At 69.7% G+C, this 24,918-nt stretch carries 15 protein-coding genes and 6 pseudogenes; 11 read left to right on the plus strand and 10 right to left on the minus strand.

Features of this window, described 5'->3' with window-relative positions; genetic code table 11:
• Window positions 1–318 precede the first annotated feature (318 nt).
• Window positions 319–2,118, plus strand: a complete 1,800-nt coding sequence (locus ACIQ1J_RS21775) for an acyclic terpene utilization AtuA family protein (RefSeq protein WP_403558871.1) — start codon at window positions 319–321, stop codon at window positions 2,116–2,118.
• A 208-nt stretch (window positions 2,119–2,326) separates the two neighbouring features.
• On the opposite strand, the pseudogene ACIQ1J_RS21780 reads toward ACIQ1J_RS21775, so the two are convergent.
• A pseudogene (locus tag ACIQ1J_RS21780) lies at window positions 2,327–2,542 on the minus strand (hypothetical protein); the annotation flags it as partial.
• A 238-nt stretch (window positions 2,543–2,780) separates the two neighbouring features.
• Window positions 2,781–3,920 carry a PucR family transcriptional regulator gene (locus tag ACIQ1J_RS21785; RefSeq protein ID WP_403558873.1) on the minus strand — a complete coding sequence of 380 codons (1,140 nt, stop codon included), beginning with the start codon at window positions 3,918–3,920 and terminating at the stop codon, window positions 2,781–2,783.
• A gap of 86 nt (window positions 3,921–4,006) precedes the next feature.
• Between ACIQ1J_RS21785 and ACIQ1J_RS21790 the strand changes: the two genes are divergently transcribed.
• Together ACIQ1J_RS21790 and ACIQ1J_RS21795 are read left to right on the plus strand one after the other, a co-directional pair.
• Window positions 4,007–5,062 (plus strand): ferredoxin reductase, encoded by a 1,056-nt coding sequence (locus ACIQ1J_RS21790; protein WP_403558875.1) that lies wholly within the window; start codon window positions 4,007–4,009, stop codon window positions 5,060–5,062.
• 7 nt (window positions 5,063–5,069) lie between these two features.
• On the plus strand, window positions 5,070–6,212 hold the full coding sequence (locus ACIQ1J_RS21795; protein WP_403558877.1) for a fatty acid desaturase family protein: 1,143 nt from the start codon (window positions 5,070–5,072) through the stop codon (window positions 6,210–6,212).
• On the opposite strand, the pseudogene ACIQ1J_RS21800 reads toward ACIQ1J_RS21795, so the two are convergent.
• Window positions 6,146–6,409, minus strand: a pseudogene (locus ACIQ1J_RS21800) (MFS transporter); the annotation flags it as partial. The gene ACIQ1J_RS21795 and the pseudogene ACIQ1J_RS21800 overlap by 67 nt on opposite strands.
• A pseudogene (locus ACIQ1J_RS21805) lies at window positions 6,367–6,561 on the minus strand (hypothetical protein); the annotation flags it as partial. The pseudogenes ACIQ1J_RS21805 and ACIQ1J_RS21800, both read right to left, overlap by 43 nt.
• 120 nt (window positions 6,562–6,681) lie before the next feature.
• Here ACIQ1J_RS21805 and ACIQ1J_RS21810 point away from each other — a divergent pair.
• The 6 genes and pseudogenes from ACIQ1J_RS21810 to ACIQ1J_RS21835 all read left to right on the plus strand — a co-directional run bounded on the left by ACIQ1J_RS21810 (window position 6,682) and on the right by ACIQ1J_RS21835 (window position 16,050).
• The gene (locus tag ACIQ1J_RS21810) at window positions 6,682–6,810 is read left to right on the plus strand and encodes a hypothetical protein (protein WP_403558879.1); all 129 of its coding nucleotides are present in this window, start codon (window positions 6,682–6,684) and stop codon (window positions 6,808–6,810) included.
• A 259-nt stretch (window positions 6,811–7,069) separates the two neighbouring features.
• A pseudogene (locus ACIQ1J_RS21815) lies at window positions 7,070–9,510 on the plus strand (SpoIIE family protein phosphatase).
• A gap of 574 nt (window positions 9,511–10,084) precedes the next feature.
• Window positions 10,085–11,347: an MFS transporter gene (locus ACIQ1J_RS21820; protein ID WP_403558881.1), complete on the plus strand. Its 1,263-nt coding sequence runs from the start codon at window positions 10,085–10,087 to the stop codon at window positions 11,345–11,347.
• Window positions 11,340–13,175, plus strand: coding sequence for a prolyl oligopeptidase family serine peptidase (locus ACIQ1J_RS21825; protein ID WP_403558883.1), 1,836 nt, complete (start codon window positions 11,340–11,342; stop codon window positions 13,173–13,175). Before ACIQ1J_RS21820 ends, ACIQ1J_RS21825 begins: the two co-directional genes overlap by 8 nt.
• 224 nt (window positions 13,176–13,399) lie before the next feature.
• The gene (locus ACIQ1J_RS21830) at window positions 13,400–15,358 is read left to right on the plus strand and encodes a RiPP maturation radical SAM C-methyltransferase (protein WP_403558885.1); all 1,959 of its coding nucleotides are present in this window, start codon (window positions 13,400–13,402) and stop codon (window positions 15,356–15,358) included.
• A 29-nt stretch (window positions 15,359–15,387) separates the two neighbouring features.
• Window positions 15,388–16,050 carry a DUF5825 family protein gene (locus tag ACIQ1J_RS21835; protein ID WP_403558887.1) on the plus strand — a complete coding sequence of 221 codons (663 nt, stop codon included), beginning with the start codon at window positions 15,388–15,390 and terminating at the stop codon, window positions 16,048–16,050.
• 400 nt (window positions 16,051–16,450) lie between these two features.
• On the opposite strand, the gene ACIQ1J_RS21840 is transcribed toward ACIQ1J_RS21835, so the two are convergent.
• Window positions 16,451–17,698, minus strand: coding sequence for a sodium:proton antiporter (locus tag ACIQ1J_RS21840; protein ID WP_210961862.1), 1,248 nt, complete (start codon window positions 17,696–17,698; stop codon window positions 16,451–16,453).
• Window positions 17,699–18,453: 755 nt separating this feature from the next.
• Here ACIQ1J_RS21840 and ACIQ1J_RS21845 point away from each other — a divergent pair.
• A complete protein-coding gene (locus tag ACIQ1J_RS21845) occupies window positions 18,454–18,921 on the plus strand; it encodes a MarR family transcriptional regulator (protein ID WP_403558889.1) in 468 nt (155 codons plus the stop codon).
• Window positions 18,922–19,036: 115 nt separating this feature from the next.
• Here the strand turns inward: ACIQ1J_RS21845 and ACIQ1J_RS21850 are convergent, their stop codons facing one another.
• The 3 genes and pseudogenes from ACIQ1J_RS21850 to ACIQ1J_RS21860 all read right to left on the minus strand — a co-directional run bounded on the left by ACIQ1J_RS21850 (window position 19,037) and on the right by ACIQ1J_RS21860 (window position 21,265).
• Window positions 19,037–19,972, minus strand: a complete 936-nt coding sequence (locus ACIQ1J_RS21850; RefSeq protein ID WP_403558891.1) for a ketopantoate reductase family protein — start codon at window positions 19,970–19,972, stop codon at window positions 19,037–19,039.
• 199 nt (window positions 19,973–20,171) lie between these two features.
• Window positions 20,172–20,609 (minus strand): annotated as a pseudogene (locus ACIQ1J_RS21855) (DJ-1/PfpI family protein); the annotation flags it as partial.
• Between the two features lie 2 nt (window positions 20,610–20,611).
• Window positions 20,612–21,265, minus strand: coding sequence for an HD domain-containing protein (locus ACIQ1J_RS21860; protein WP_403558893.1), 654 nt, complete (start codon window positions 21,263–21,265; stop codon window positions 20,612–20,614).
• Window positions 21,266–21,318: 53 nt separating this feature from the next.
• Here ACIQ1J_RS21860 and ACIQ1J_RS21865 point away from each other — a divergent pair, with 53 nt between their 5' ends.
• Window positions 21,319–22,311, plus strand: a complete 993-nt coding sequence (locus tag ACIQ1J_RS21865; protein ID WP_403558895.1) for a GlxA family transcriptional regulator — start codon at window positions 21,319–21,321, stop codon at window positions 22,309–22,311.
• Window positions 22,312–22,360: 49 nt separating this feature from the next.
• On the opposite strand, the pseudogene ACIQ1J_RS21870 reads toward ACIQ1J_RS21865, so the two are convergent.
• A pseudogene (locus ACIQ1J_RS21870) lies at window positions 22,361–22,591 on the minus strand (hypothetical protein); the annotation flags it as partial.
• 1,713 nt (window positions 22,592–24,304) lie between these two features.
• Window positions 24,305–24,523 carry a DUF6417 family protein gene (locus ACIQ1J_RS21875; protein WP_403558897.1) on the minus strand — a complete coding sequence of 73 codons (219 nt, stop codon included), beginning with the start codon at window positions 24,521–24,523 and terminating at the stop codon, window positions 24,305–24,307.
• Window positions 24,524–24,918: the final 395 nt, after the last annotated feature.

Consider the following 24,918-nt stretch of genomic DNA (forward strand, 5'->3'; position numbering starts at 1 on the left):
CTCACTAAGTTCACCGCCTGGTGAGGGGATGCGGCAGAAACCATTCGCCGCACACGAACGGCACCTATTCGGCACGCCGTTGTGCCACCACTCTGCCGACGCGCCGGTGAGCGGGCTCCCCGGCGAGACCCGATGCACCTACGGGAAACGGACCTCTCCAGAACGCAGCGAGATCCGGCTGCGCGTACCAGAAGACGCCGGAAACCGAGTCGACAGAAGACCGTACGAGAAGCGAGGCGTGGCCGGTGCGAGTAGGCCGAACGCAGGCAGCCCACCTGCGGACCACTGCACGTTGACTCGATCAAGAAGGGTGGCTCCATGACGTCGAAACGCCCCGTGCGCATAGCGAACTTCAGCGGATCGATGGGCGATAGGTTTGACGCCTTCGCTCAGGCCCTGCATGGCGAGGCCGTAGATGTGATGTTCGGCGACTCGATGACTGAGGCCTTCGAGTCCATGGTGATCGCCAAGTTCCTGAATCGCCCGCAGGACAGGAAGGACTTCTACTCACAGCATTTCCTGGATCAACTGCTGCCGGAGTTGGCCTCCGTAGCGCGCAAGGGCGTCAAGATCATAACGAACGCCGGCGTCTTCAACCCCAAAGGCCTGGCCGAGGTGATCTGTAGCGCCACGGCCGAGCAGCGCCTGCCTCTGCGTGTCGCATACGTCAGCGGTGACGACCTCAGCGACCGGGCTGCCGCGATGGTCCACGGCGGACAGCTGACCGACATGGACACCGGAGCCTGCCCGGCACCACCCGTCTCCGACATGCTGGCGGTCAACGCCTACCTGGGCGGCTGGGGCATCAAGACGGCTCTGGACGAGGGCGCGGACATCGTGATCACCGGACGGGTGGCGGACGCCTCCATGGTCACCGGCCCTGCCGCATGGTGGCACGGCTGGAACCACAGCGAACTGAACAAGATCGCCGGGGCCATCGCCGCCGGCCACATCCTCGAGTGCGGCCCGCAGGCAACGGGAGGGAACTTCTCCGGATTCACCAGACTGCGCCACAACGTTCTGCCCGGGTTCCCGATCGCGGAGATCGCCGAAGACGGCAGCTCGGTCATCACCAAGAGGGCTTCGGAAGGTGGGTCCGTGACCGTAGACACCGTCACCGCCCAACTGATGTACGAGATCCAGGGCCCCGTTTACCTCAACCCTGACGCGAACTGGCACGTGAACTCGGTGTCACTCAGCCAGGTGGCGCCTGACCGCGTACGCATCTTCGGGGCCCGTGGGAGCGCCCCCTCTCCCACCACCAAAGTGAACATCCACCACAAGGCCGGCTATCGAGGCGCGATGTGGGTCTTTCCCACCGGACTGCGGATCGACGAGAAGGTGGCCGTTCTGGAAGCCCAGGCATCGCTCGCAGCTCAGGACCACGAGCTCGACGAGCTGCGCTTCTTCGTCTGCGGTCGGCAGGTGGAGGATCCGCGCGATCAGTGGGAGGCCACCGTCCCCGTGCAACTCGCGGTGGCAGCAGGATCGGAAGAGACCGTCCGCCGCTTCCTCGCCCAGTTCGCATCGTACTGGCTCGGTAGTATTCCCGGCTTCTACACGGAGATCACTCGTGTCTTCTCCGACACTCCTCAGGCGCGGATCGACTACACCGCGGCGTTGGTACCACAAAGTGTGGTTCAGCACCGGGTCCACCTCCCGGATGGACGCATCCTGGACATCGCCCCGCCTCCGCGCTGCCGGGCGTTCACCGGTCAGCCCGCTGGCCCCACCACCCGGCCCACGTGGCCCGGTGCATACGGTCCCACGGTTCGCCGACCGCTGGGTGACGTCATACACGCTCGCGCCGGGGACAAGGGGGCTGACGCCAACCTGGGCGTGTGGGTCAGCGACCCGGCGGCCTACCCCTGGCTCGCCTCCTATCTGACGACCTGCGAACTGTGCAGGCTCCTGGGACTTGATGGCGGAGACACTGTCGAGCGGTACGAGCAGCCGTCGATCAACGGGATCTCCTTCGTCCTCAAGGGCTACTTCACCCCGAGTGGGTCCGCCAATCTCGTTCTGGACCAGATCGGCAAGTCCCTGGGCGAGTTCCTGCTGGCCCGGCACGCCGACATTCCGTGCTTCCTCCTTGATACCTCATCAAAGAACTCGTAATACGATCCCCCTGCTGAAGCGCTCCCCCGGGCCGGGTGGTGAACCGCCACTGGTTCCGCGGAGACATCAGGTGGTGGCTGTGACTTGGAGCTTCGTGCTTCAGCGGTAGTAGTGCTGCTGGACAGCGGGCGCAAGTCGGTGGAGCCGATGGCCGCCGCCTGGGTGAAGACGGGAACTGGCAGGCGCTGGCACACTTCGTCACTTCCAGCTGGCGGGTGAGCCGGGCGAGGTGGATCTCGCGCAGGTCCTCCCACGGCGTGCAGTCCTCCACCGAGGGCAGGCCGTTGGTGGCGATGTCTTCGAGGACGGCGGCGAGCTGGTCGGCGTTCTCGCGGGTCTTGGCCGCATAAGCGCCGACCGCATCGGCGGCCGCGGGCTCCAACTGCTGGCGGGCCGTGTCCGTGGTGGCCGGCTGTTCGCTCATCGAGGGCTCCGGGACGCGTGCCTGGCGTATCGCACCACGGAACCGCCGGGCGCGAGCGGTGGTGGCCCTTCCGTCCGAAGCCGTTTACCGGTCCACCGCTTGGCCTGCGGCCGGCGCTGGATCCCTGTGCGGCTCACGCCGCTACGCCTGCTCCCCGCCCGCACAGCAGCGCCACCCGGACGGGAGAGCAACACTTCGGGCCGAAGCGTCTTGGTGTGCAAGTATCACCGAGTACGCGTCAGCTGACCCGAAGACCGACCGCCAGCGTCAGTTCAAGGACCCGGTGCGGCGATGCGAGATCCGGAAACACCTCCCGCAGCTGCGACATCCGGTACCGGACCGTCTGGGGATGGACGAACAACGCCGCCGCCACCTCGTCCCGCCTGCCCTGGTGCAGCAGCCATGCCCGCAGCGTCTCCTCCAGCCGCCGTGCGGTCGCGACAGGCAAGGCCCGCAACGGTGCGAGGGCTCGGGCACGCAGGTCTGCGAAGGCGTCCACGTCGGCGCTCAGCACCAGCTCGGGCAGGTGGTCCTCGGTATCGCGAATATCAGGGGAGAGGGAGCGCGCGCGTACGGCTCGTGCGTACGAGGCGGACGCACGAGTCCATGGCCGGGCCGGGCCGACCACGGCGGTGCGGTCGGTCAGCTGCCGCAAGAGATGTGATCGGTCGGCATCGGGGACGAGCAGCACACCGGTGGCGTCCGGCAGGTCGTCGAGGACGAGGGTGCTCGGGTCGAGCGCGCGGTAGGCAGGCCGGGTCTGGGCGGCGGGCAGCAGGACCGCGGTCAGCGAGACCGGAGCCTGCCATCCGGCCCGTTGGACAGAGGCCAGCAGCACGTCCGGGCTCGCGCCGGCGAGGAGGTCACGGGCCAGGTGTTCCAGGTTGCGCTCGTGGGCCCTGCCCCGGGCGGCCAGTTCGTCGGCGTGGCCAGCGGCACTCGCGGCGGAGAGCTCGTCGATGTAGGCGAAGGTCAGCTCGGCGAACTTGGCGACCTCGGCGGCGGGCAGACCTGCGGGTACGGCGCCCGCTGCCAGGCATCGCCAGGCCACGCGGGCGCCGACGCGGTAGGCGCTGAGCAGGGCGTCCATCGAACGGCCGTCGCGCACCTCGCCGCGGCCCAGCTCGTAGGCTGCGTCACCGGCGTCGCCGCCTGTGGCGTTCCCGCTCGCGAGGTCCAGGTAGTGCCCCAGGGCGGTTCGGACGGCTCGGCGGATGGTGGCGCCCATGCGGCCGGAGAGGGCGTTGGCGTAGGGAGGGACCTCGTCGATGATCGCCTGGACGACCTCGTCGGCGGTGGTCTTCAGCGCGGCCCGCAGCGCGGTGACCGTCGCCTCATCCAAAGCCAGTTCGCCGGCCCTCCGGATCGCATGGCTCACGTTTTGTTCCCTGTGAACAATTCAGCCGACCAGATTTACATCCTGCGGACAGGACTTTACGCCTTGAGGCACAGCAAGCTGAAGTCATGACGAGTACAGCCCTCCGCAGCAGGGCGTGGAAACTGCTGGAGATGGTCACGACTCCGCTGCTGCCGTCGGACTACCTCGACCTGGTCAGCCCGCTGCGTGCGGGCGCTGACCTGCGTGGGCGCATCGAGGCCGTGCGCCCCGAGACGAGTGACGCCACGACAATCGTGATCAGGCCTGGACGGGGCTGGCGCGGCCACACAGCCGGTCAGTACGTGCGGATCGGGGTCGACGTCGACGGGGTGCGCCTGTGGCGTGCCTACTCCATCACCTCGCCGGCAAACCGCCAGGACGGCCGCGTGACGATCACCGTAAAGGCGATCCCGGACGGCAAAGTCAGCAACTACCTGGTCCGCAGGGCGAAACCGGGCACGCTGATCCAGCTCGGCCAGCCGACGGGTGACTTCGTGCTGCCGCAGGCCAAGCCCGCCAAGGTGCTCTACCTGACGGCCGGCAGCGGCATCACACCCGTGATGGGCATGCTGCGCGACACCGAGTTCGACGACGTCGTCATGGTCCACTGCGCGCCACAGCCACAGGACGTGATCTTCCGCAGCGAACTGCACGGCCTGGTCGCGGACAAGAAGCTGCGGCTCACCGAGGTGCACACCGACACGGACGGCATGCTCGACATCGCCCGTCTCGACGCACTCGTGCCCGACTGGGCCGAGCGCGAGACCTGGGCTTGCGGGCCCGCGGGCCTGCTCGACGCCGCCGAGGAGCACTGGACCGGGCACGGCGTACAAGAGCGCCTGCACACCGAACGCTTCCGCCCCGGCATCGTCGTCGCCGGCGAGGGCGGCGAGGTCACGTTCAGCGCCACCGGCAAGACCGCCGACGCGGACGGCGCCACGCCGTTGCTGGACATCGGCGAGGAGGCCGGTGTACTCATGCCCTCCGGGTGCCGGATGGGCATCTGCTTCGGCTGCGTCACGCCGCTCACGGCGGGCGCCGTCCGCGACCTGCGCACCGGCGAGATCACCGAGGCCGGGCCGGGCGTCCTCATCCAGACCTGCGTGTCCGCCGCGGCGGGCCCCTGCGACATCGAACGGTAGGAGCACCTTGACCTCCATCGACCCCACCGCCCACCTGACCGCGGAGCAGATCGAGGAGCTCGGCCGCGAGCTGGACGCGATCCGCGACGAGGTGATCGCCAGCCGCGGCGAGAAAGACGCCGCCTACATCCGCAAGGTCATCTCCGCACAGCGCAAGCTCGAGCTGGTCAGCAGGGGCGTGCTGCTGTTCTCAATCTTCCCGCCCGCGTGGCTGCTCGGCACTGCCGGGCTGTCCGTGGCAAAGATCATCGACAACATGGAGATCGGCCACAACGTCCTGCACGGCCAGTGGGACTGGATGCGCGATCCGAAGATCCACTCCACCACCTGGGAGTGGGATCACGTCTCGCCGGCCGACCAGTGGAAGCACGCGCACAACGAGCTGCACCACACCTACACCAACGTGATCGGCAAGGACAACGACCTCGGCTACGGCATCATGCGCGTCGACGAGGACCAAAAGTGGCACCCGTTCCACCTCGGCCAGCCACTGTGGAACTTCATCAACGCCTGCTTCTTCGAGTACGGCATCGCAGCCTACGACCTGGAGCTCGGCAAGAACCTCAGCAAGCACCGCCGCCAGACCCCGGAGTTCCGCGCGCAGGCCAGGGCCGTGGGCCGCAAGATCCGCAAGCAGGTGCTCAAGGACTACGTCATCCACCCGCTGCTGTCCGGCCCGTCGTTCCTCCCCACACTCGCCGCCACGTTCACCGCGAACCTGGTCCGCAACCTCTGGTCCCACTCAGTGATCATGTGCGGACACTTCCCCGCGGGCGTACAGGTCTTCGAGCGCCGGTCGATCAAGGGCGAGACGCGCGGCCAGTGGTATCTGCGCCAGATGATGGGCTCGGCGAACATCAGCGGCAGCAAGGCCATGCACTTCATGACCGGCAACCTGTCACACCAGATCGAGCACCACCTGTTCCCGGACCTGCCGAGCAACCGGTACGCCGAGGTCGCGGTGAAGGTGCGCGCGCTGTTCGACAAGTACGAGCTGGAGTACGTCACCGGGCCGCTGCCCAAGCAGGTGGTCTCCGCGTGGCACAAGGTCTTCCGGCTCTCGCTGCCGAACAAGAAGCCCAAGGCCAAGACGCCACCGGCGGCCAGGAGAGTGACGCCGGAAGCGGCGGCGACCTTCATACGGCCGTAGCGGTCGACGAGCCAGCCTGTCAGCGGCGAGGGCAGGTACATGGCGCCGATGTGGATGGCGATGACGAGTCCGCAGGCGGCGGTGCCGTGGCCGTGGCCGTGCATGTGGACCGGCGTCATCGTCATGATCGCAACCCGGACGAGCTGCGTAAGGATCATGACCAGCGCGCCCAGAACCACGCCTGTGCGGCTCTCGCTCGGGTCGACGGCGTCGGGGGCGGTCGTGCCGGTGGACGGGGCGCCACCGCGGACGTGGGAGCGCAACAGCCCCTGCCCTGCCAGGCGTCGCGGCCTTCCTCGACGGCCATGGCGGCGATGACCAGGGCGGTGACGGGGCCGGCCCAGGACCAGCACCGGACAGGCGAGGGTGTCCCGCACCGTACTGAGCTGCCACCGCCCATACGGGCGTGCAGGACGTCTGGCTACTCCACCCCGAACGGCCCGCGCACTCCGGAGAGCAACAGGAGGCAATGCGCGCAGTTCTACGCGGCCCCGGCCTCCTCGGCCGCCCCGAGCGCGACATCACCGACTTCGCCGGCGGCCACATCGCGGCGTCCCGGACGGCCACCGCAACCGAACCCTCCAGGGCCACGAAATGATCGGACGCGTCACGGTCTCGGTGGTGGAGCAGCGTGAGCGGCGTCGTCGGCATCGGAAGCGAGACACCCACCCGCTCCCCCGCCCGACCGGCCTGAGCACGCAAGCCGCTCTCGCGTCGCCGCGCTGGTCGCACAGGCGGCGGTGAGCCGTCTCCACCGGTAGCCACACCGGGCTTCCGTGCGGCGCGGGGGCACTGCGGTTGTGCCTCCCCAGGGGACGGCGGATTCTGTAGGAGACGAACGGGGCTGATGTGGCGCCATGACTGCACGGAACACGGACCAAAGTGCGGACTTCCGTAGCCCTCTCGACATCACCCGGGCGGCCACGGTGGTCGTCGACACCCAGGACACCATCATCAGCTGGAGCCCCACGGCGGAACGGCTGCTCGGTTACCAGCCGCAGGAAATCGTCGGCCGGCCCCTCACCACGCTCCTGCCACCTGGACCGACGTCTCCGCCTTCCCCACACGCCCACCCCGTCCGAGGAAACGAGATCCGTGCCGCGCGGCACCGGGGCGGCTTCGAGGTGGTCGTCGCCACGGCGGTGTGTCCCCTACCGGGCGCCGGCCCGGCGGGGCACGTCATCGTTGCGACGGAACTGCAGCATCTTCGGCTGTGGGACTCCCGGCTGGCACTGTTGAACGGGCTGGCGACCCAGTCACCGGTCGGCCTGGCCATCTACGACACTGATCTGCGCCTGACCTGGTGCAACACGGCCTATGAACGAGAGATCGGACAGCCGTTCGCCGAGTTCCGCGGCCTGCACCCCGACCAGATGTACAGCGAGGGGAGATTTGTGACCAAGGGGCATCCGCCCACGCTCGACGGCGTCATGCGCCACGTGCTGGATACCGGGGAACCCTTTCTGGACCTGCATTTCCTGGGTCGGCCACCCAGCGATCCGGAGACGGATCACCTCTGGTCCTGCGCCTACTACCGGCTCCAGGACGCCGACGGCCACGTCTTCGGAGTGTGCGAGGACGCGTTCGACATCTCCGACCGTCACAGGGCGCAGCGGCGGCTGGCCCTGCTCGTCGAGGCCGGCCGCAGGATCGGAACCACCCTCGATGTGATGGTCACGGCCGAGAAGATCACCGAGATGGGGGTGCCTGCGTTCGCCACCACCGTCACGGTCGACCTTGCGCCGATGGTACTGGAAGGCGAGTTGCCGGCCACCAGCGGTTCGGCGGCCATGCCTCTGGTCCGAGTCGCCCGCTCAAGTGAGGAGACCGGCGCCGAGGAACCGGGACAGCGGGCTTCGCCCTCATCCGTCGCGGACCACCCGCCCGTGGAATACCCGTCCGGTTCTCCGCAGGACCGCAGCCTCTCCTCGGGCGGACTCGTGCTCGACGACACCACCCTGGTCGTGCCGCTCCGGGTGGGGAGCGGCATGCTGGGACTCGTCACCTTCGTCCGCGGTGCCGCTTCCGCCAACTTCGACAGCGGCGAAGTGGCACTGGCCGACGAACTGGTGGCCCGTGCGGCTGTGTCCATCGACAACGCCCGCCGGTTCACGCGTGAGCGCACCGCCGCCCTGGCCCTGCAGCGCCAGTTGCTGCCGCAGCAGCTGCCCGAGGGGTCAGCGGTCGACCTTGCCTACCGCTACCTCCCCACGGACGACGTGACGGGGGTCGGTGGCGACTGGTCGACGTCATCCCCCTGTCCGGGACCCGGGTCGGACTCGTGGTCGGCGACGTGGTCGGCCACGGTCTGCAGGCAGCCGCCACCATGGGGCGACTGCGTACGACCGTCCGCGCGTTCGCCCAGATGGACATGGACCCCGTCGAACTTCTCTCGCGGCTGGACGACCTGGTGGCGCAGTCGGCGGAGGAGCAGTGGGGCGAGATGGGTACGCCGGACGGCACCCACGCCGATGTGACCACGGGAGCGACCTGTCTCTACGCGGTCTACGACCCGGTGTCGCGGCGATGTGTCATGGCCAGGGCCGGGCACCTGCCGCCGGCGATCGTCGAGCCGGACGGCCGGGTGTCCTTCGCTGACCTGCCGGCCGGCCCGCCCCTGGGACTCGGCGGCCTGCCGTTCGAGTCCATGGAGATCGAGCTGCCTGTGGGCAGCCTGCTGGCCCTCTTCACCGACGGTCTGGTCGAGGCTCGCGACCGTGACATCGATCATGGACTCGACACCCTGGGACAGGTACTCAGCGACCGGCACGCCTCACTCGAAGAACTGTGCGACCGTACCGTGAGGGAACTCCTGCCGGGCGGTTCGACGACGGACGACACCGCGCTGCTGCTCGTCCGTACCCGCGAACTCGACGCGTCGCAAGTCGTCGAATGGGACTTGCCCGCCGAACCCGTCACCGCCGGCCGTGTCCGGGACCTGGCCACCCGGCAGCTGCGCGACTGGGGTCTCGGGGAACTGTCCTTCACCACCGAGCTCGTCGTCAGCGAGCTGGTGACCAATGCCGTCAGATACGCCGAGGGGCCGATCCAGGTACGCCTCATCCGTGACCGCACTCTCTTGTGCGAGGTCGCCGACACGGGTCACACGTCACCTCACCTGCGCCACAGCGGCGAGGAGGACGAGGGCGGGCGCGGCCTGTTCATCGTCGCGCAGCTGGTACAGAGGTGGGGAACCCGCTACTCCCGCTTCGGCAAAACCATCTGGACCGAGCAGCCCTTTCCCACGACGACGGGACAGGACGGTCCGCCGGCCCCGGGGACTCGTTCCCGGGCGTGAGGCGAGCGGCCGCGATGCGGGGTCACCGAGGAGGTGGGGTTGCACCACGCGGTCGCGGTCCCCGGCCTCCTCCGGCAGGGGCGGCACGACTCGACGCCACGGCTGATCCGATCGCAGTATCGGCCAAAGACCGGGCCACTGCGTCGTGCCGCCTCCCTCGCGGCCTCCCCCTGTGAGCGGGCGTGCGTGTGTCCCGGCCCCCCGCAGGACGTGCCAGGCGCAGTTCCGCTTGACCAGTGCAAGACACGGTGGCGCCGCGCCGTGACCTGGACACGCCACAGTTCGGGTCGTCGGCGTGTGCGGAAGTGATTTGCCCCGCCCACCAAAGTTCCGGCCGCGGTACGAGGCGGCGTCATGACGCAGCAGCACGGCGCGGGCACCGGCGGCCAGACCGTTCTTGGTCAAACTCCCCCGATCCGGGCCGTCCGCCCCGCCGACCGCACCCTTGTCGCTGTGATGGACCCGTGACTAGGCTCCGGCTCACTTTCACGAACAGCACACTATTTCTTCACGTCGAATCGGCTCTTCACCGGTCCGGCGGCTCCGCGTCGGCTGCCGGAGGGGGGTGAACGTCGTGAACGAGCCGTCGGCACCGGCATCGCCGGTGCGGGTGTCCCGCAAGGTCCACCGTGACCTGCGGATCCTGTGGTGGACCAATGCCGTTGACGGCCTCGGCACGCAGGCCGCCGGCATCGTCCTGCCACTGCTGATCCTCGACCTCGGGCATTCCGCCGCCACGGCGGGCGCCTTCGCCAGTGCCGTCGCCGTCGTCGGGGTCGTGTCAGGGCCGATCGTCGCACGGCCCGCGGACCACGGGCACCGGCGCGTGCTGCTCATCGGCTCGGCGACGCTCGCGGCCACCGCGATGGCGGCGCTGACCGTCGCACTGCTGTGGTGGCGTCCGCCGCTGTGGACCGTGCTGGGCCTGGCCTTCGCCGAGCGACTGTGCGCGTTCACCCACGAGGCGGCGGCACGGGGAGCTCTGGCTCATGTGGCGCGGCCCGAAGAGGTCACCCGGGGCGCCGCCGGACTGCAGGCCGGTGATCAGGCGGCCCTCGTCGTCGGCCCCGGGCTCGGCGGAGCCCTGTTCGAGGCGGCCCGGCCGCTGCCCTTCCTGGCCGACGCCCTGTCGTACGCCGCGACCGCGCTCGGTATCCGGGCCCTGCGTGCCCCGCTCGACCCGCCCGTGCCGGAACGCCGGAAAGCAACGGCGGGCACCGGCTTCCGGACGGTGGCGCGCTCTGCGCTGCTGCGAATGGTCCTGGTATGGGCGTCGGCGGCCTCGGTCATCGTGACGCTGCTGTCGTACACGGCCGTGTTCGTGCTCGACGGCGACGGTGGCACCACCATCGGGCTGGTGCTCAGCGCGTCGGGGGCGGCCGGGCTGGTGGGTGCCCTGCTGGCGCCTGGTCTCGTGGCTCGGCTGGGTGCGCGCGGTGCCGTGGTCCTGGCGACCTGGCTCCTGCTCATCCCGGCCGGCGTGCTGGTCGCCGCGGGCGGTGCGTGGAGCTACGCGGCGGGTTTCGCGCTGCTGGCGCTGCTGCTGCCGACGGTCACCGTCGTCCTGTCCGGAGCCATGGTGCGGACCGTTCCGAGAAACGTCCAGTCGCAGGCGGGCGCGGCCGTCGGAGCCACGGCGGCGCTGGCCGCGGCCGGATGCCCGGCACTGGCGGCAGGGCTGCTGGCCTGGAAGGGGCCGCACGCCCCGGCGGTGCTGTGCCTGGCTCTGCTGGCCCCGCTCGCCGTGTACACCCACGGGGTGGCCGGACGGCTGCTCACCGGCGAGCCCGCCCCGGCCGGACTGCCGCCCACGGACGAGGAGAGCGCTCATGAGTGACGCCGCCGGCTACCAGGTGTTCCGCAGCGCGCTCCCGGAGGCCTCCCCCTCCGACCCGTCCCGCATGGTGTACACGGCAGACGCCCACGGACGCTGCGAGGTCTTCGCCTGGGACGCCTCCTCGCGCCGGGCGCGGCAGGTCACGTCCCGGCCCGCCGGGACCTTTCACTGCTCCATCGACCACGACGCCGACATCTGGTGGTTCGACGAGGACCGCCACGGCCGCGGAACATGGCGACACCAGCCCTTCCTCCAGAGCGAGACCCGCGGCATCCCGGACCCGCCCGGCCTGCTGGACCTGCCGCCCGGTCTGCCGCGCGGGCTCGCCTTCGCCTCCCGCGGCACCACGGCCGTCGCCCTCGCCGACGGCCCGACCGGCACCGTCCACCTCGGCCGGAAAGGAAACCCGGCGAGGCAGTTGCTCCGTGCGCCCGGACCGCTCACCCTCCACGGCATGTCTCCGGACGGTGGCCTCCTCGCCGTGACCGGCGCGGGCGACACCGTGACGCTCCTCGACGCGACCGGCGCCGTCACCGCCGTGCTGCGGGCCAGGACCGCCCGCCAGTGGTGCCGCGGTTTCCGCCCGGACGGCGCACACGAACTGCTCCTCGTGCTGCAGACCGACGAGCACTACCTCCTGGCCACCTGGACGCCCACTGCCGGTACGGCCGTCCACGACTGGTGCCCGTTCGACACGGAGATCACCGCCCGCTGGTACCCGGACACCGGCGCGATCCTCGTACGGCAGGACCGCCACGGCCGCTCCCTGCTGCACCGCGTGGACCTGTCGACCCGCCGCCACACCCGCGTCGCCACTCCGCCCGGCACGATCCTCGACGCGGCGCCCCGCACCGGCGACGGTCTGCACTACCTGTGGACCGACGCCGCGCACCCGCCCGTCCTGCGCGCCACGGACGGCACCCCGCTGCCGCCCCTGATCGGCACTCCGCCCGAGGTGCCCGGCCGGCACCTGGACCTGTGGACACCCACGCCCGACGGCCCGGTCCACACCCTCCTCGGGCTCCCTGACGCGACGGCCCCGGACCGGCCCGCCCCGCTCGTCTTTCTCGTCCACGGAGGCCCCGCCGACCAGGACCGCGACGCCTACGACGCCACCGTCCACTCCCTGGTCGCCTCCGGTTACGCCGTGGCCCGCGTCAACTACCGCGGCTCGACCGGCTACGGCCCGCGCTGGCGGCAGGCGTTCACCGCCGGGGTCGGTCACACTCAGGTGCAGGATCTCGCCGCCGTCCGCGCCGACCTGCTGCGCCGTGGGCTCGCGGCACCCGATGCCACGGCCCTGTGGGGCGTGTCCTGGGGGGCATATCTGGTGCTGCTGGCCCTCGGCACGCGCCCCGGTCTGTGGCAGGCCGGCGTCTCCGTCAAGCCGCTCGCCGACTGGGACACCGCACACCGCTCCTCGACGTCCGCCCTGCGCGCCCTCGACGTGCGGCTGTTCGGCGGCACACCGGACGAGGTGCCGGAGCGCTACGCGCGCAGTTCCCCGCTCAGCTACGCCTCCCGTGTCACGGCACCGCTGCTCGTGGTCGGCGCCACCCGGGACGCCAAGTGCCCTCCGGATCAGATCCGTTCCTACCTCGGCGCCCTGGACGCCGCCGGCATCGCCCACGAGGCGATGTGGCTCGACACCGGTCACGACGGCTACGACGGTGCCACTCATGTGGCCGTGCTCCGGCGCGCGATGACGTTCCTGCGCCGCCACCTGACCGCGCCCCCGGCGCAGGTCACCTCCGACTCCCCCACACGGGGGAGCCCGGAGCCGCCGCGCTCACGGCGGCCCGGGCCGGCACGAACCGCTCACTGGTGAAAGGAGAGCTCCGTGCAGAAGGACATCATCCACAACGACCCGCTCGCGGACGACGAGGAGAACCGCAAGCCCGGCATCGGCATCACGATCACCATTCCGTTCCGGAACGCCGACGAGGGCGACGAGGAGTGACGACCACCCGGCCGGTCCCGCCCCGGGACCGGCCGGGTTCCTCCTCCCCCCACCGACGTCTCCGCCTCCGACGCACAACCAAGGAGCAAGCCGTGCGCGTTCTGCTGGTCAACATGCCCTGGTCCCCGATCGACCTGCCCTCGCTGGCCCTCGGCATCCTCAAACGCAGCGTCGACGAGTGCGTGCCGGACGCCACCTGCGAAGTACTGCACGCAAACCTGGAGTTCACCGACTGGATCACCCGTCGGACCGAGTTCACCGCTCAGGACTACGAGTACTACGCGCTGTCGTCCTACTTCCTCGGCTGCGGTGACTGGGTGTTCTCCTCCGCGCTGTACGACGACCCGGAGTGGAAGGACGAGGACTTCACCCGCGTCATGACACCCAAGGTACGAAAGTCGCGGATGCGGATGACGAAGGAACTGCACCGTGTCGTACCGGAGTTCGTCGACGAGATCGCACGGGCGATCGTCGCCGCGGAACCGGACGTCGTCGGATTCACCTCCACGTTCCAGCAGAACACCGCCGCCCTCGCCGCCGCCCGGCGCGTGAAGGAACTCGCGCCGCACATCGTGACCGTCATGGGCGGCGCCAACTGCGACTCCGAGCAGGGCGCCGCGGTCCACCGCAACTTCCGCTTCGTCGACCACGTCGTACGCGGCGAGGGTGAAAGCGCCTTCCCCGCGCTGCTGACCGCCCTGCGGGACGGCACCGATCCGACAGGCATCCCGGGGCTGTGCCACCGGGGGCCGGACGGGGCCGGCGTCGCCAACCCGATGGCGACCAGTCCACTGCCGCCGGCGTCGATCCTGCCGCCCGACTACAGCGGCTACTTCGAGCGGCTGGCCGCGTCGGTGGCGCGCAACTGGGTGGAGCCGAAGCTCGTCGTGGAAGGCGCCCGCGGCTGCTGGTGGGGGGAGAAGCACCACTGCACGTTCTGCGGACTGAACGGCTCCTTCATGCAGTTCCGCAGCAAGAGCCCCGAGACCTTCTACGCGGAGATCATGGATCTCGCGCAGCGGCACCGGGTGCTGGACATGTACGTCGTCGACAACATCCTCGACATGAAGTACCTGTCGACCGTGCTGCCCCGCATCATCGACAGCGGCTACGACCTGCGCATGCACATCGAGATCAAGGCGAACATGCGACGCGCACAGCTCAGGACACTCGCCGACGCGGGACTCATCTACGTCCAGCCCGGCATCGAGAGCCTGAACAGCCGTGTCCTGGACCTGATGGACAAGGGCGTGAGCGGCTGCCAGAACGTGCGCATGCTGCGTGACGCGGCCGAGACCGGGCTCTCCGTCTCCTGGAACTACCTGCACGGCTTTCCCGGCGAGACGGACGACGACTACGCGCCGGTCATCCACCAGATCCCGGCCCTGGAACACCTCAACCCGCCGGTCGACCTGTCGGCCCGCATCGCCATCGAGCGGTTCAGCCCCTATTTCAACAAGCCCCAGCTCGGTTTCACCGGCCTGCGTCCCGAGGAACACTACCGCTTCACGTACGACCTGCCCGAGGAGGAGCTGTACGACCTGGCGTACGTCTTCGAAGCGCCCGCACGCGGCATCGGCGAGGACACCGTGGGACGGCTGAACGCCGCGCTGGCGCTGTGGAAGAAGCGCCATGTCGACGCCCGGCTGACGCACACCGATCTTGGTGACCGGATCGTCCTGGTGAGCCGGCGCAGCGGCTTCGCGTGGCGCACCAGGGAGCTGACGGACGCTTTCGAGATCGCCACGTTCCGGCTGCTGGACCAGCCGCACACGGTTACCGCCCTGCACCGCAAGGCGACCGGCGGGACACCGGAGCCCCGGACCGAGGAGGACGTACGGAACCTCCTCGACGGCTGGGTCGCCGACGGGATCGTGTTCACGGACGCCGGGCAGTACGTGCACCTCGCGCCGTCCGCGGTCAACCAGGACCTGCTGCGGCTGGACTTCATGCGCCACACCCACCGCGTGCGGCAGGAGGGCACGGACCCAGGCACCAGCGAGCCCGGCGACCGGCCGAGGACCCGCGACGAGGAACCGGTCCTGTCCTGACCCCCGTCCCGAGCACTGGAGCGAACATCATGACGCAGACCACCGAGAGATTCTCAGTGACCGCGTGGCGCGACCACGACGAGGAGGCATGCACCCGCCCGGGCATGGCGCTCGGCACGATCGACCTCCCCGAGGTGACCGGCGAGGCCTGCGACCGGCTGTGGCACGGCGGCGCCCGCCGGGTGGCCCTCGACGAGCCGGTCGATCTCACGGCCACCGGTGCCGCCGCTGAACGCCGGGCCGTCGCTCTGCTCTGCCTGGTCCGTGAGCTGACTGCCCGTGCCGTACACGTCGACTGGGACCTGCGGCTGCCCGCCGAGGGCGGCGAGCAGCAGTGGAAGCTGCTGTCCCACCTGCAGCCACCACGCGTCATCGGCGACGTCACGGACGCGGACGCCGCCCTGTACGCCTGGCGCACCAACCACTACCTGTGCAAATGCGTGTGGCGGCAGGGCCCCGGCTTCGTGCAGATCCGCGACCGGCGCTGGGGAGAACTGCGCCGCTTCACGGCCGACGAGCCGGAGTACCGAACAGCCATCGCCGCCCTGGACTTCGGTGTCGACCACCGCGAGGTACCGCCGGCGGTGCTCACCGAGTTCACCGAGGAACTGCTGGTCCTACGGGTGGGCGACCTCGCCTGGTGGCTGCCGTACCGGGTGAACCGCTGGCTGCAGGAGGCGATGGCCATCTGAACGGCGCGGCCCGTACCGGGCGCTACCGGCCGACGCCGTCCTGTCCCCTCCCGAACACGCCGGGACGAGGTGGGCAGCTCACCCCGAAGCCGCTTCCCGGGCGGCCTCTCCGGAGAAGTCGCCGCCACGGGTCAGGGCTCACATGCTGCGCGAGTGCCCCTCGGACGACGGACAGTTCGAGGTCAGGTCCATGGAAACAAGGACCCGTGTCGGTGCCTCGGTTCGTCGCTCACGTCGCCGGCCGGGCCGGCGCATGCCTCCCGCAGCCGGCATCAGGCGACACCGGCGCACAGGGAGGGGCAGGCCCGGGCCGGGCAGCACCCGCATGACCACGCCCGCCGCCACCAGCGCGCGGAGGGCGGCCACCCGGCCCACGTTGCCGCGCTCGCGGCGGTCCGAGTCACGCACGTCGGTCAGAGGCCTCGGTCTGGCCCGTCTCCCTCGACGGATCCGCACTCTGCGGCTCGGGAATACCGGCCAGGTCCTCCACGTCGAAGACCCTCGCGATCGGCACGTCAGTGCTGCTGTGCGCGATGATCGAGAAGGCGATACACACGGCGATGAGCGTGTACGCCTGCTCGCCCTGCGGGATACCGGCCTGCAGCACCAGCAATCCATACACCACCGAGGCGAAGCCCTTCGGGCCGAACCAGGCCGCCACCAGCCTCTCCCGACGGTCGAACCGCGTGCCGATCAGGGAGATCAGCATCGATGCCGGCCGGATCAGTACGATCGCCAAGAACACCGCCACGTACCCACCGAAGGACAGGTCGCCGAAGAGCTGCGGTGTCAGCAGCGCGCCGAACACCAGCAGTGCCGCGAACTTCGCCAACTCCGCCAGGGCTTCACCCAGCGGCTCGAATGCCGTCTTGGCCTCGGGTGACACTGCGGTGAGCACGGCGCCCGCGGAGAAGGCGGCGAGGTAGGGGTTGGCATGCGTGAGGTGGCAGGCGGCATACAGGATGATCCCGGTGGCCAGCGGCAGCAGCGGCTGCAGCTTGGGCTCCGCGCCCAGCAGTCGGAACCGTACGAGACCGTTCACCAGCAGCGGCAGGACGGCGCCGAAGAGCAGCCCCAGCCCGAGCTCAAGGGCGATCTTCCCGAACGACGCCTCGGCATCGCCGCTCGTGGGGCCGGCGGCGGCGATCAGGATCAGCACCACCGGGAGGGCCAGCCCGTCGTTGATGCCGCTCTCCACGTTCAGCAGTTGCCGCAGCTTCGCGGGCACTTCCTTGCGGCCCACGATCGCGGAGGCGAACACCGGATCGGTGGGCGCGAGTACGGCGCCGACAAGAAAGGACGTCGTCCAGTCGAGGCCGACAAGGTAATGAGTGATGAGCGACATTCCGACGAACGCGAGCGGCATGCCCAGTCCCAGCGCGCGGGCCGGGTTCTTCCAGTTCTCCTTCAGCTTCGGGAAGGACACGTGCATGCCGTCGGTGAACAGGACCGCGAACAGCGCCAAGTCGGCGGTGACCGCCACGATCTCGCTGTCCGGGGTGATGTGGATCAACCCGAGGAACCCGTCGCTGACGAGCGCGCCGCCGACGAGGAAAAGGAAGGAGGTGGACAGCACGGTCCGGGCCGCGAGCCCGGACAGGAGGACCGCCACGAGAAGAGCGGCGCCAAAGACCGCGACGAGCACCACGAAAAACAACCCCGATCGCCGAAGGCAGCTGTCCCCTGACCGCCGACCAGACTTCCCGGCACACCGGCGCCGACTTTACACGTCACTTACGGAGCCCTGTACAGGCGCCTGAGGACGTTCGGCCGCTCGCTGCGTACCCCGAGCAGTTCTGCGGAGCCGGCACCTCCCCGACCGTCCTGCCCAACAGTTCGACCACTCCATGGTCACCCGGGCCGACGGGACGGCGCGGGGCCGATTCCGCACGGCCGACTCACCGCGCCCACCAGGTCGTCCTCGGGCGGACCCGGGCGGGGCCCGGCGACGGCCGAGGGGAACAGGGCACGGCGGCCGGGAGGAGATCCCGCTTCGCCGTCCATCCGCTCCGACACGGCGGGGAGGCCCACACCCGAGCGCGAACACCGCTATGGCGTGATTGAGATGAGGTCACAGGGACTGCCGCATCAAGGCGAGTCGGACGGTGGCTTCGCAGCGGACGGCGAGCTTGTCGCAGCGAGTCGCGACGCTTCGGGCCGGCTTCGACAAACCGATCCGGCATTCGTCCTTGTCTCTGCCCTGGTAGGTCTCGCGGTCGAATCCGGGCGGGCGGCCTCCCGCCGAGTCTCGAGGAAGCCGATGGCCGGCCTGGCCGAACTCCCCGCCTTCGCGCCGATCGCGTCAGGGGTTCACCGGCTTGCCCTCAAGTTCGCTCGAGGTTCTACGGTCTTCGCATGACCTGCACGACGTGCAGGCTTCGCACCGAAGCACCAGGAAGAAGCATGACAGCGCAGCAGAGCTCCGACGCCGATCTCGCCGGACAGCCCGCCGCCTACTGGACTGGTGTCGCCTATGAGGCGCTCGTTGCGTACACCCGGACCCGGCAGGCTGAGAAGGGCTATACCCAGCCTCAGTTCTGGCTGCTGCGCAATCTGTCGGTGAACGACATCTCGCCCGACGGCGAGGGGATGACGCTGCCCGAACTGCGGGAGGCGATGGCCTCCTACATCCGTACCGAGGACGATCTGGCGGTGGAGGCCGAGGGGCTCCTGAAGCACGGCTGGCTGGTCCGAGACGCCGAGGAACGGTTGTGGCTCACCGAGGAGGGGGAACAGGCCCGCGTCGACCTTGCGCGCAACGCCCCCGCGATCCGGGCCGCTCTACACGAGGGCATCGACGACGCGGACTACATCACCACAGTAAAGGTGCTCCAACGCCTGGTTCGCAATGCGGGCGGGACGATCGCCTGACAGGCCGACGGCCCGGGCTGACGGCTTCGACCGTCGTGAACTCCCCGTAACCAAGCCGTGGGAACAAGACCGGTCGGCAACTCGTGCGCGGCTATGGAACATTGACAGGGTCAGCTCAGCTCGACCGGCGCTCCTCGTAGACCGCCAAGTGGGTGCGGGCCAGGGCCAGCAGCGGCATCGGCACACCGTTACGCGCTCCGCGGTCCACCATGTCGCCGATGATGTGTTCGGCTTCCACCGGCAGTCCGGCGGACAGGTCGCGGAACATCGAGGCTGTCAGCGGGGAGCCGGCGGTGAGGAGGCGCTTGTGCGCGCGCTCCTTGGCCTCATTGCTGACGGGATGCCCGGCCGCTGCCGTGGCGGCCTCGACCTCGGCGAGTACTCCCTCGATGAACCTGGGCCCTCCGGGAGCGGCCATGACCTCGCCGACCGACCCGCGCATCAGGGTCGTCACGGCTGCGAGGGAGGCTAGCAGGTACCACTTCTCCCACATCTCCTGCACGATTGCGAGAGAAAGCCGGACATGGAAACCGACGCCGTCCAGCGCTGCCCGCACGGTGGCGGACCGCTGCTCGGCGCGTTCGGTACGCGGCCCGAAGGTGATCTGGTGGAAATCCTCCAGCTGCACGATGCGGCCGTCAGGGTCCAGGGTGGAGGCGATCAGGCAGAGGCCGCCGAGCACGGCGTCCGGGCCGAAGGCGGTGTCGAGGACGTCCAGGTGGGCCATGCCATTGAGGACGGGCAGCACCAGGGTGCCCGGTCCGACTGCCGGTGCGATGTCGGTGACCGCCTGCCGCAACCCGTACGACTTCACGGACAGCAGCACCAACCCGAAGGGCTCGTACGGTTTTTGCGCCAGTTCCTGTGGTGTGACGAGACTCGGTCTCGGGATGTGGACGTCGCCGTGCGGTCCGGTCAGCCGGAGGCCCTGCGTGCGCAGTTCGGCCGCCCGTGCCGGCCGGACCAGAAAGGTCACGTCCCGTCCGGCGGCCGCCAGTAGGCCTCCGAAGTGGCCCCCGGTTGCTCCGGCTCCCACGACCAGTATGCGCATCGATCCTCCTCGTTCCCTGTGACTCGCGTCCGGTCCTGTTCGTACCGGCGCGGTGCGGGTCAGTAGATCACGGGAGCGGGCCGGGAAGCAGCGGACGCGGACAGCGGACAGCGACGAACGCCGATGTCGCGGCCGGTGTCGAGGATCTCCCAACGGCGCCTGCCGCCGCGCCGGCGCGTCCCCCCGCGCGCGCTGATTAGCGAGCGTCCCGTACCACGGTGACGTCGCCGCGAGCTTCGAGCGCTTCCTCGTACTGCCGGTGCGTGGCGACCCTGCGGGCACGGGCCGGGCCGGCGGCGTGCAGCAGGAAGGCGCCGGTACAGACGCCGACCACCCAGGACGCGTGCGCCGCGGTGTCGGCGAGCCATGCGATGACCCGCTCGTTGCGGGTCTCGGCCTCCCGGGCGCCACAACCGCCGGAGACGAGGACGACGTCCAGCGGCGGGTGGTCGCCGAGTGTATGGTCCGGCAGGACCCGCATGCCCTGCGAGCACCAGGCGGGGGCGGATCGCTCGGCGACGAGCAGGACGTCGTCCCCGCCGTCTCGCAGGTCCGCGGAGGTGGTGAACACCTCCCACGGACCGGCGAAGTCGAGTTCCTGCGCCGAGTCGAACAGCAGAGTTCCGTATGTGGTCATGCTCAGTTGCCCCAGCGCGCGGTGTCGGCCATGGTCTCCATGCGGGTCCTGCGGGGCGGCAGAGACCTCTCCCGCATGAGTTCGGCCGCGAGGGAGAAGGGCGGCGCCTTCTCTGGACGGTTGCGGGCCTGGCCGGTGATCTCGTCGGTCAGGGTGGTAGCCATGGACAGCCGCGGATAAGCGGCGTGGATCGCGGCCCCCGTGGCGTCGTCGACGAAGTCGGCGTCCCAGCCGAAGTCCATGCCGGTCCCCTGGTGTACCAGGGCGCACAAGGTGCCACGACGCTCGGCGATACCCGGCGTCGTGTGCAGGGCAATGGCCTCCCACGCCGCGTCGACGTCGGCGGCGGGCAGGCCCTGGGCGGTGAGGAACTCCGCGGCGGTGTCCGCGCCGTCCACCTCGAACCGCTGGTGACGGTCGCCCGCCCGCGTCAGACCGATGTCGTGCAGTACACAGGCCAGGAACAGCAGTTCCGGATCGTATTCGTGCCCCGGCTCCGCACCCTGGTGATCGGCGCGCAGGCGGGCGAACAGTGCGCTGCGGATGCTGTGGTTGGCCGTGGCTGCGGACTCCGTCTCGCGCACCAGGGCCAGCGCGCGGCGGGCTACGGGAGTGTCGGGCAGCGGCGGGATGCCGGTTGTCGTCACGTCGTTCATGACATCGATGGTCGGCTGCGCCAACCGGCCGCGCCAGTGGCAGACTTGCCTCCATGCGTGAGGAAACTGCCACCCCTGCCGCACCGCATCGAGTGGCGGTGCTGGTCATGGACGGCGTCCTGCCCCTGGATCTGGGCATACCGACCCAGGTCTTCATCGCCGTGCCCGGTGCCCCCTACCGATTGACCCTGTGCGGACGGACCGCGCGGCCGATCCCGACGGCGGCGGGGTTCACCGTGACGGTGACGGCCGGACTGGAGGCGATGCGCGAGGCGGACACCGTGGTCGTCCCTGGGTACGTTCCTCATCTGCGGGAGCTCCCGCGGGACGTACTCGCCGCACTGGTCGAAGCCCACGGCCGGGGCCGGCGCCTGGTGTCAATCTGCACCGGAGCGTTCGCACTGGCGGCAGCCGGGGTCCTGGACGGCCACGAGGCCACCACGCACTGGAGGTACGCCGACGAACTCGCCGTGCGGTATCCGAAGGTGTCGGTGAACCCGCGCGTCCTCTATGTGGACGAGGGCCAAGTACTGACCTCGGCCGGTGTCGCCGCCGGCATCGACCTCTGCCTGCACCTGGTGCGACGCGACCTGGGCTCACGGACGGCGAATCAGGTGGCACGCGCCATGGTCTCCGCTCCCCACCGTGACGGCGGGCAGGCGCAGTACATCAAACGACCACTCGCCCCCGACGCGAACGGCGTCACCCTCGCGCCCACCCGGGCGTGGGCCCTGACCAGCCTGAACGAACCGCTAACGGTGCCGCAACTGGCCTCCCACGCGCACATGGCGCCGCGGACCTTCGCCCGGCGGTTCGTCGCCGAGACCGGCACGACGCCCCTGCGGTGGCTGCTCGCCGCCCGGCTCGACCGTGCCCGGGAACTCCTGGAGACCACCGGACTCCCCGTCGACCACATTGCCCACCGATGCGGTCTGGGCAGCCCTTCCAACCTGCGGTTGCACTTCCGGCGCTCCCTCGGCACGACACCGACCGCCTATCGCGCGGCGTTCGCTCCGAGGGCACGGTCGGATTCCGCCCAGATGTGAACGGGTTGTAGTGGCTCGACGGCTTTGACGCCGAGGGCCGAAGGGTGACTTAGTGGGCTGTTCGTGAGCATTTGACCTTGTCTTGTCTTGAAGGGCGCTCATCAGCGGTTACTTCAAAAGGCGCTGTCCGGCGGGGCCACAGGCGATACTCGTCTTGTGGACTGGTCGAAGCGAGCTCAGGCGGGCGCCGGCCCTTGCCAGTCGGGGCCAGGCTCATCAGCGCCATGTAGACGCACTTCAACGCGGCGGCCTCGTTCGGGAAGTGCCCGCGGGCCCGGACTTTGAGTTCTAGTGATCGTCGCGGCCCCGCCTGCCCACGCGGCTGAGGATCTCCCTGTCGCGGAAGCCATCACGCGCCTGCCGGTCGACGTTGAATCCCGCGACGGGTACGACCGTGACGCCTTCAACGCGTCGAGGGGCCTTGGTGCCGTACGGCACCAAGGCCCCGAGGGGATTGCAACACCATCCGCCGGCTTACTGCACTGCCGGCCTTCTGCTTCCGCACCGCCCTCAGTCGGGGGGCGGGCAGTTGAGGGATCGCGGATGCGTGACCGTGGGACCACCTTCCATTCCGGGGCCTGCGGTACCCGGGAGAACCGTTCTCGCCCGGGCGATCCTGATGGCGTCCGCCTCCTTCTCTCTTCCGTCTACTACGCCTCTCGGCACTGCTGTTACTGCTGACGACCCCGTGAGCCGTCCGGCCCGGCGGCCAGCGGCGGGACCCTGGGAACCTCCGGCCCTGCCACTCCACTGCCGTGCCGCAACCACTGTTCTCCGTGCGGGCAGTTCGTCTCTGCCGCGCCTCACTGACTTCCTGGCTACAGCAAGACACTAACCCCAATGACCTCCGCATGTCTACATCAGCCACTAGAGATTTACCTCCAAGCGAGGGTCTGGAATTCTACTCCCACGGCATCCGTGCAGGTGGGACGGGACCTCTTGCCGCCGTCCGAACCCGGCGAACAAGGCCCACCGTCGGCGCATGGTTCACTGCTTCGGGACGACGGGTGCAGTCGGGCGCAGAGGCGGCACGGCCCTCGTGCGGGCGGCTCGTCTCTGTTCGGTCCACATCTCGGTCCCGGACTGGACTCCGGGCCGCCGGCTACTGCCGGGGGCGGGATCAGACGACGTTCAGGACGGACGAGCCGAACGACGACACTGAGTCGATGGTCACGACGGTCTGATGTTCTGCTGCAACAGTCGTGTGACGTACCGCACGACGCAGTCTGGTCAGCTCGGTCCGTTGTCTAATGCCGGAAACGAACAGGTGAGCCGCGGGCCGGAGGGAGCGGGGCGCGCGCTGCGGACGGCCGTGACATCGGTGTCTACGCACAGAACTTCCTGCTGTCGCTGGCATCCCGGGGGTTCGCCGGCATTCCGCGCGCCATGCTCGGTTTCTCTGCCGACGCCGTCCGTGCGTTCCTGGACGTTCCCGAGAGTCTCAAGCTGCTGTCGGATCTCCTTCGGCGCGGCCGACCCGGCGGTACCGGGAAACGTGTTCGGCGGGACTCGCATCCCGCTCCAGCAGAGCGTGGTTCTGCACGGCACCCCCGGCGTCCTCGACGGGCAGTAGTCGACCCCGCCAGAACCCGCTGCCCCTGCCCGCCCTCTCGCTCCTGGACCAGCTCGGGGTACGCAGGACCTCGTCGTAGACGCTGCCGGCCAGATGAGCCTGACCAGCACGGCGTTCCTGCTGCGTATCCGCCTCCTCGTTGACTCGCAGCAGACGGCGGCCTACGACGTCGACGAGCAGGCACGACACATACCGCCCGCCGAACCGTCCCGGAGTTTGGCCGCCGCAACATCGGGGGAGGGCACCGGCGCGGCGATCTCCCCCGCTGTCGGCACCTCGGTCAGTAGCCCGCCGCCTGCTCGCCTCCGGGCTCAAGGCCTGCGCCCACTGCCAGCCCGACGCCCAGCTCCCCGTTATCGACTACTCCCCCAGCCCGCGGAAGACAGGCCGGACGATCGCCGGCAGGTCCGCCGGCCGGCATCAGTTCTCCGAGGGGATGCGGACGGCGATCGCTTTGGCCAGGCGGTCCGCCTCGAGCGACATCGGCGGCCCGCCCTCCTGCGAGAGGGTCGCCAGACCGAGTGCTTCGAAGGCCTCCTCCCGCGTCAGCAGCGCCAGGCGCTCCGCCGTCTCCACCGGCGTGGTGCGGATTTCGCACAGGTCACTTCCGTCAAGGTCGGTGCGCTCGTAGTCGTCCATGACCGGGCACCGTACCCAGCCTCGCCCTCACCACGCCCACACCGGACACAGATCTGCCCCGACCGGCGGGTGCCGGTCGAGGCTGACCTGAAGGTATGCGGTCGTGAAGGGCGGTCGCCTACGCGGCGAAAGGCACTGCGGGGCTTCGCGAAACCGACGGTCGGCGAGTCAGACCTGGGGCTGATGTGTCCTTCGACCAGAGTCGAACCGCACTCTCGACTCTGGTCGAAGTTGATTCGAGCCGCCGGGCTGATGTGCCGACGGCCGCCGCACGGACAGACTCGTCGAGGCGGTCGGGTGGTGATCACAGCCCGGTCCGCCCCGGCGCTGCTCCGCGGCGGGGCCGTCCCGAGCACTTCCGCTCTGGCGCCCCCGTGCACCCATGAGGAGGACAT

The sequence above is a fragment of the Streptomyces sp. NPDC097107 genome (genome assembly GCF_044762405.1).
GTDB classification, from domain to species: Bacteria; Actinomycetota; Actinomycetes; order Streptomycetales; family Streptomycetaceae; genus Streptomyces; species Streptomyces thinghirensis.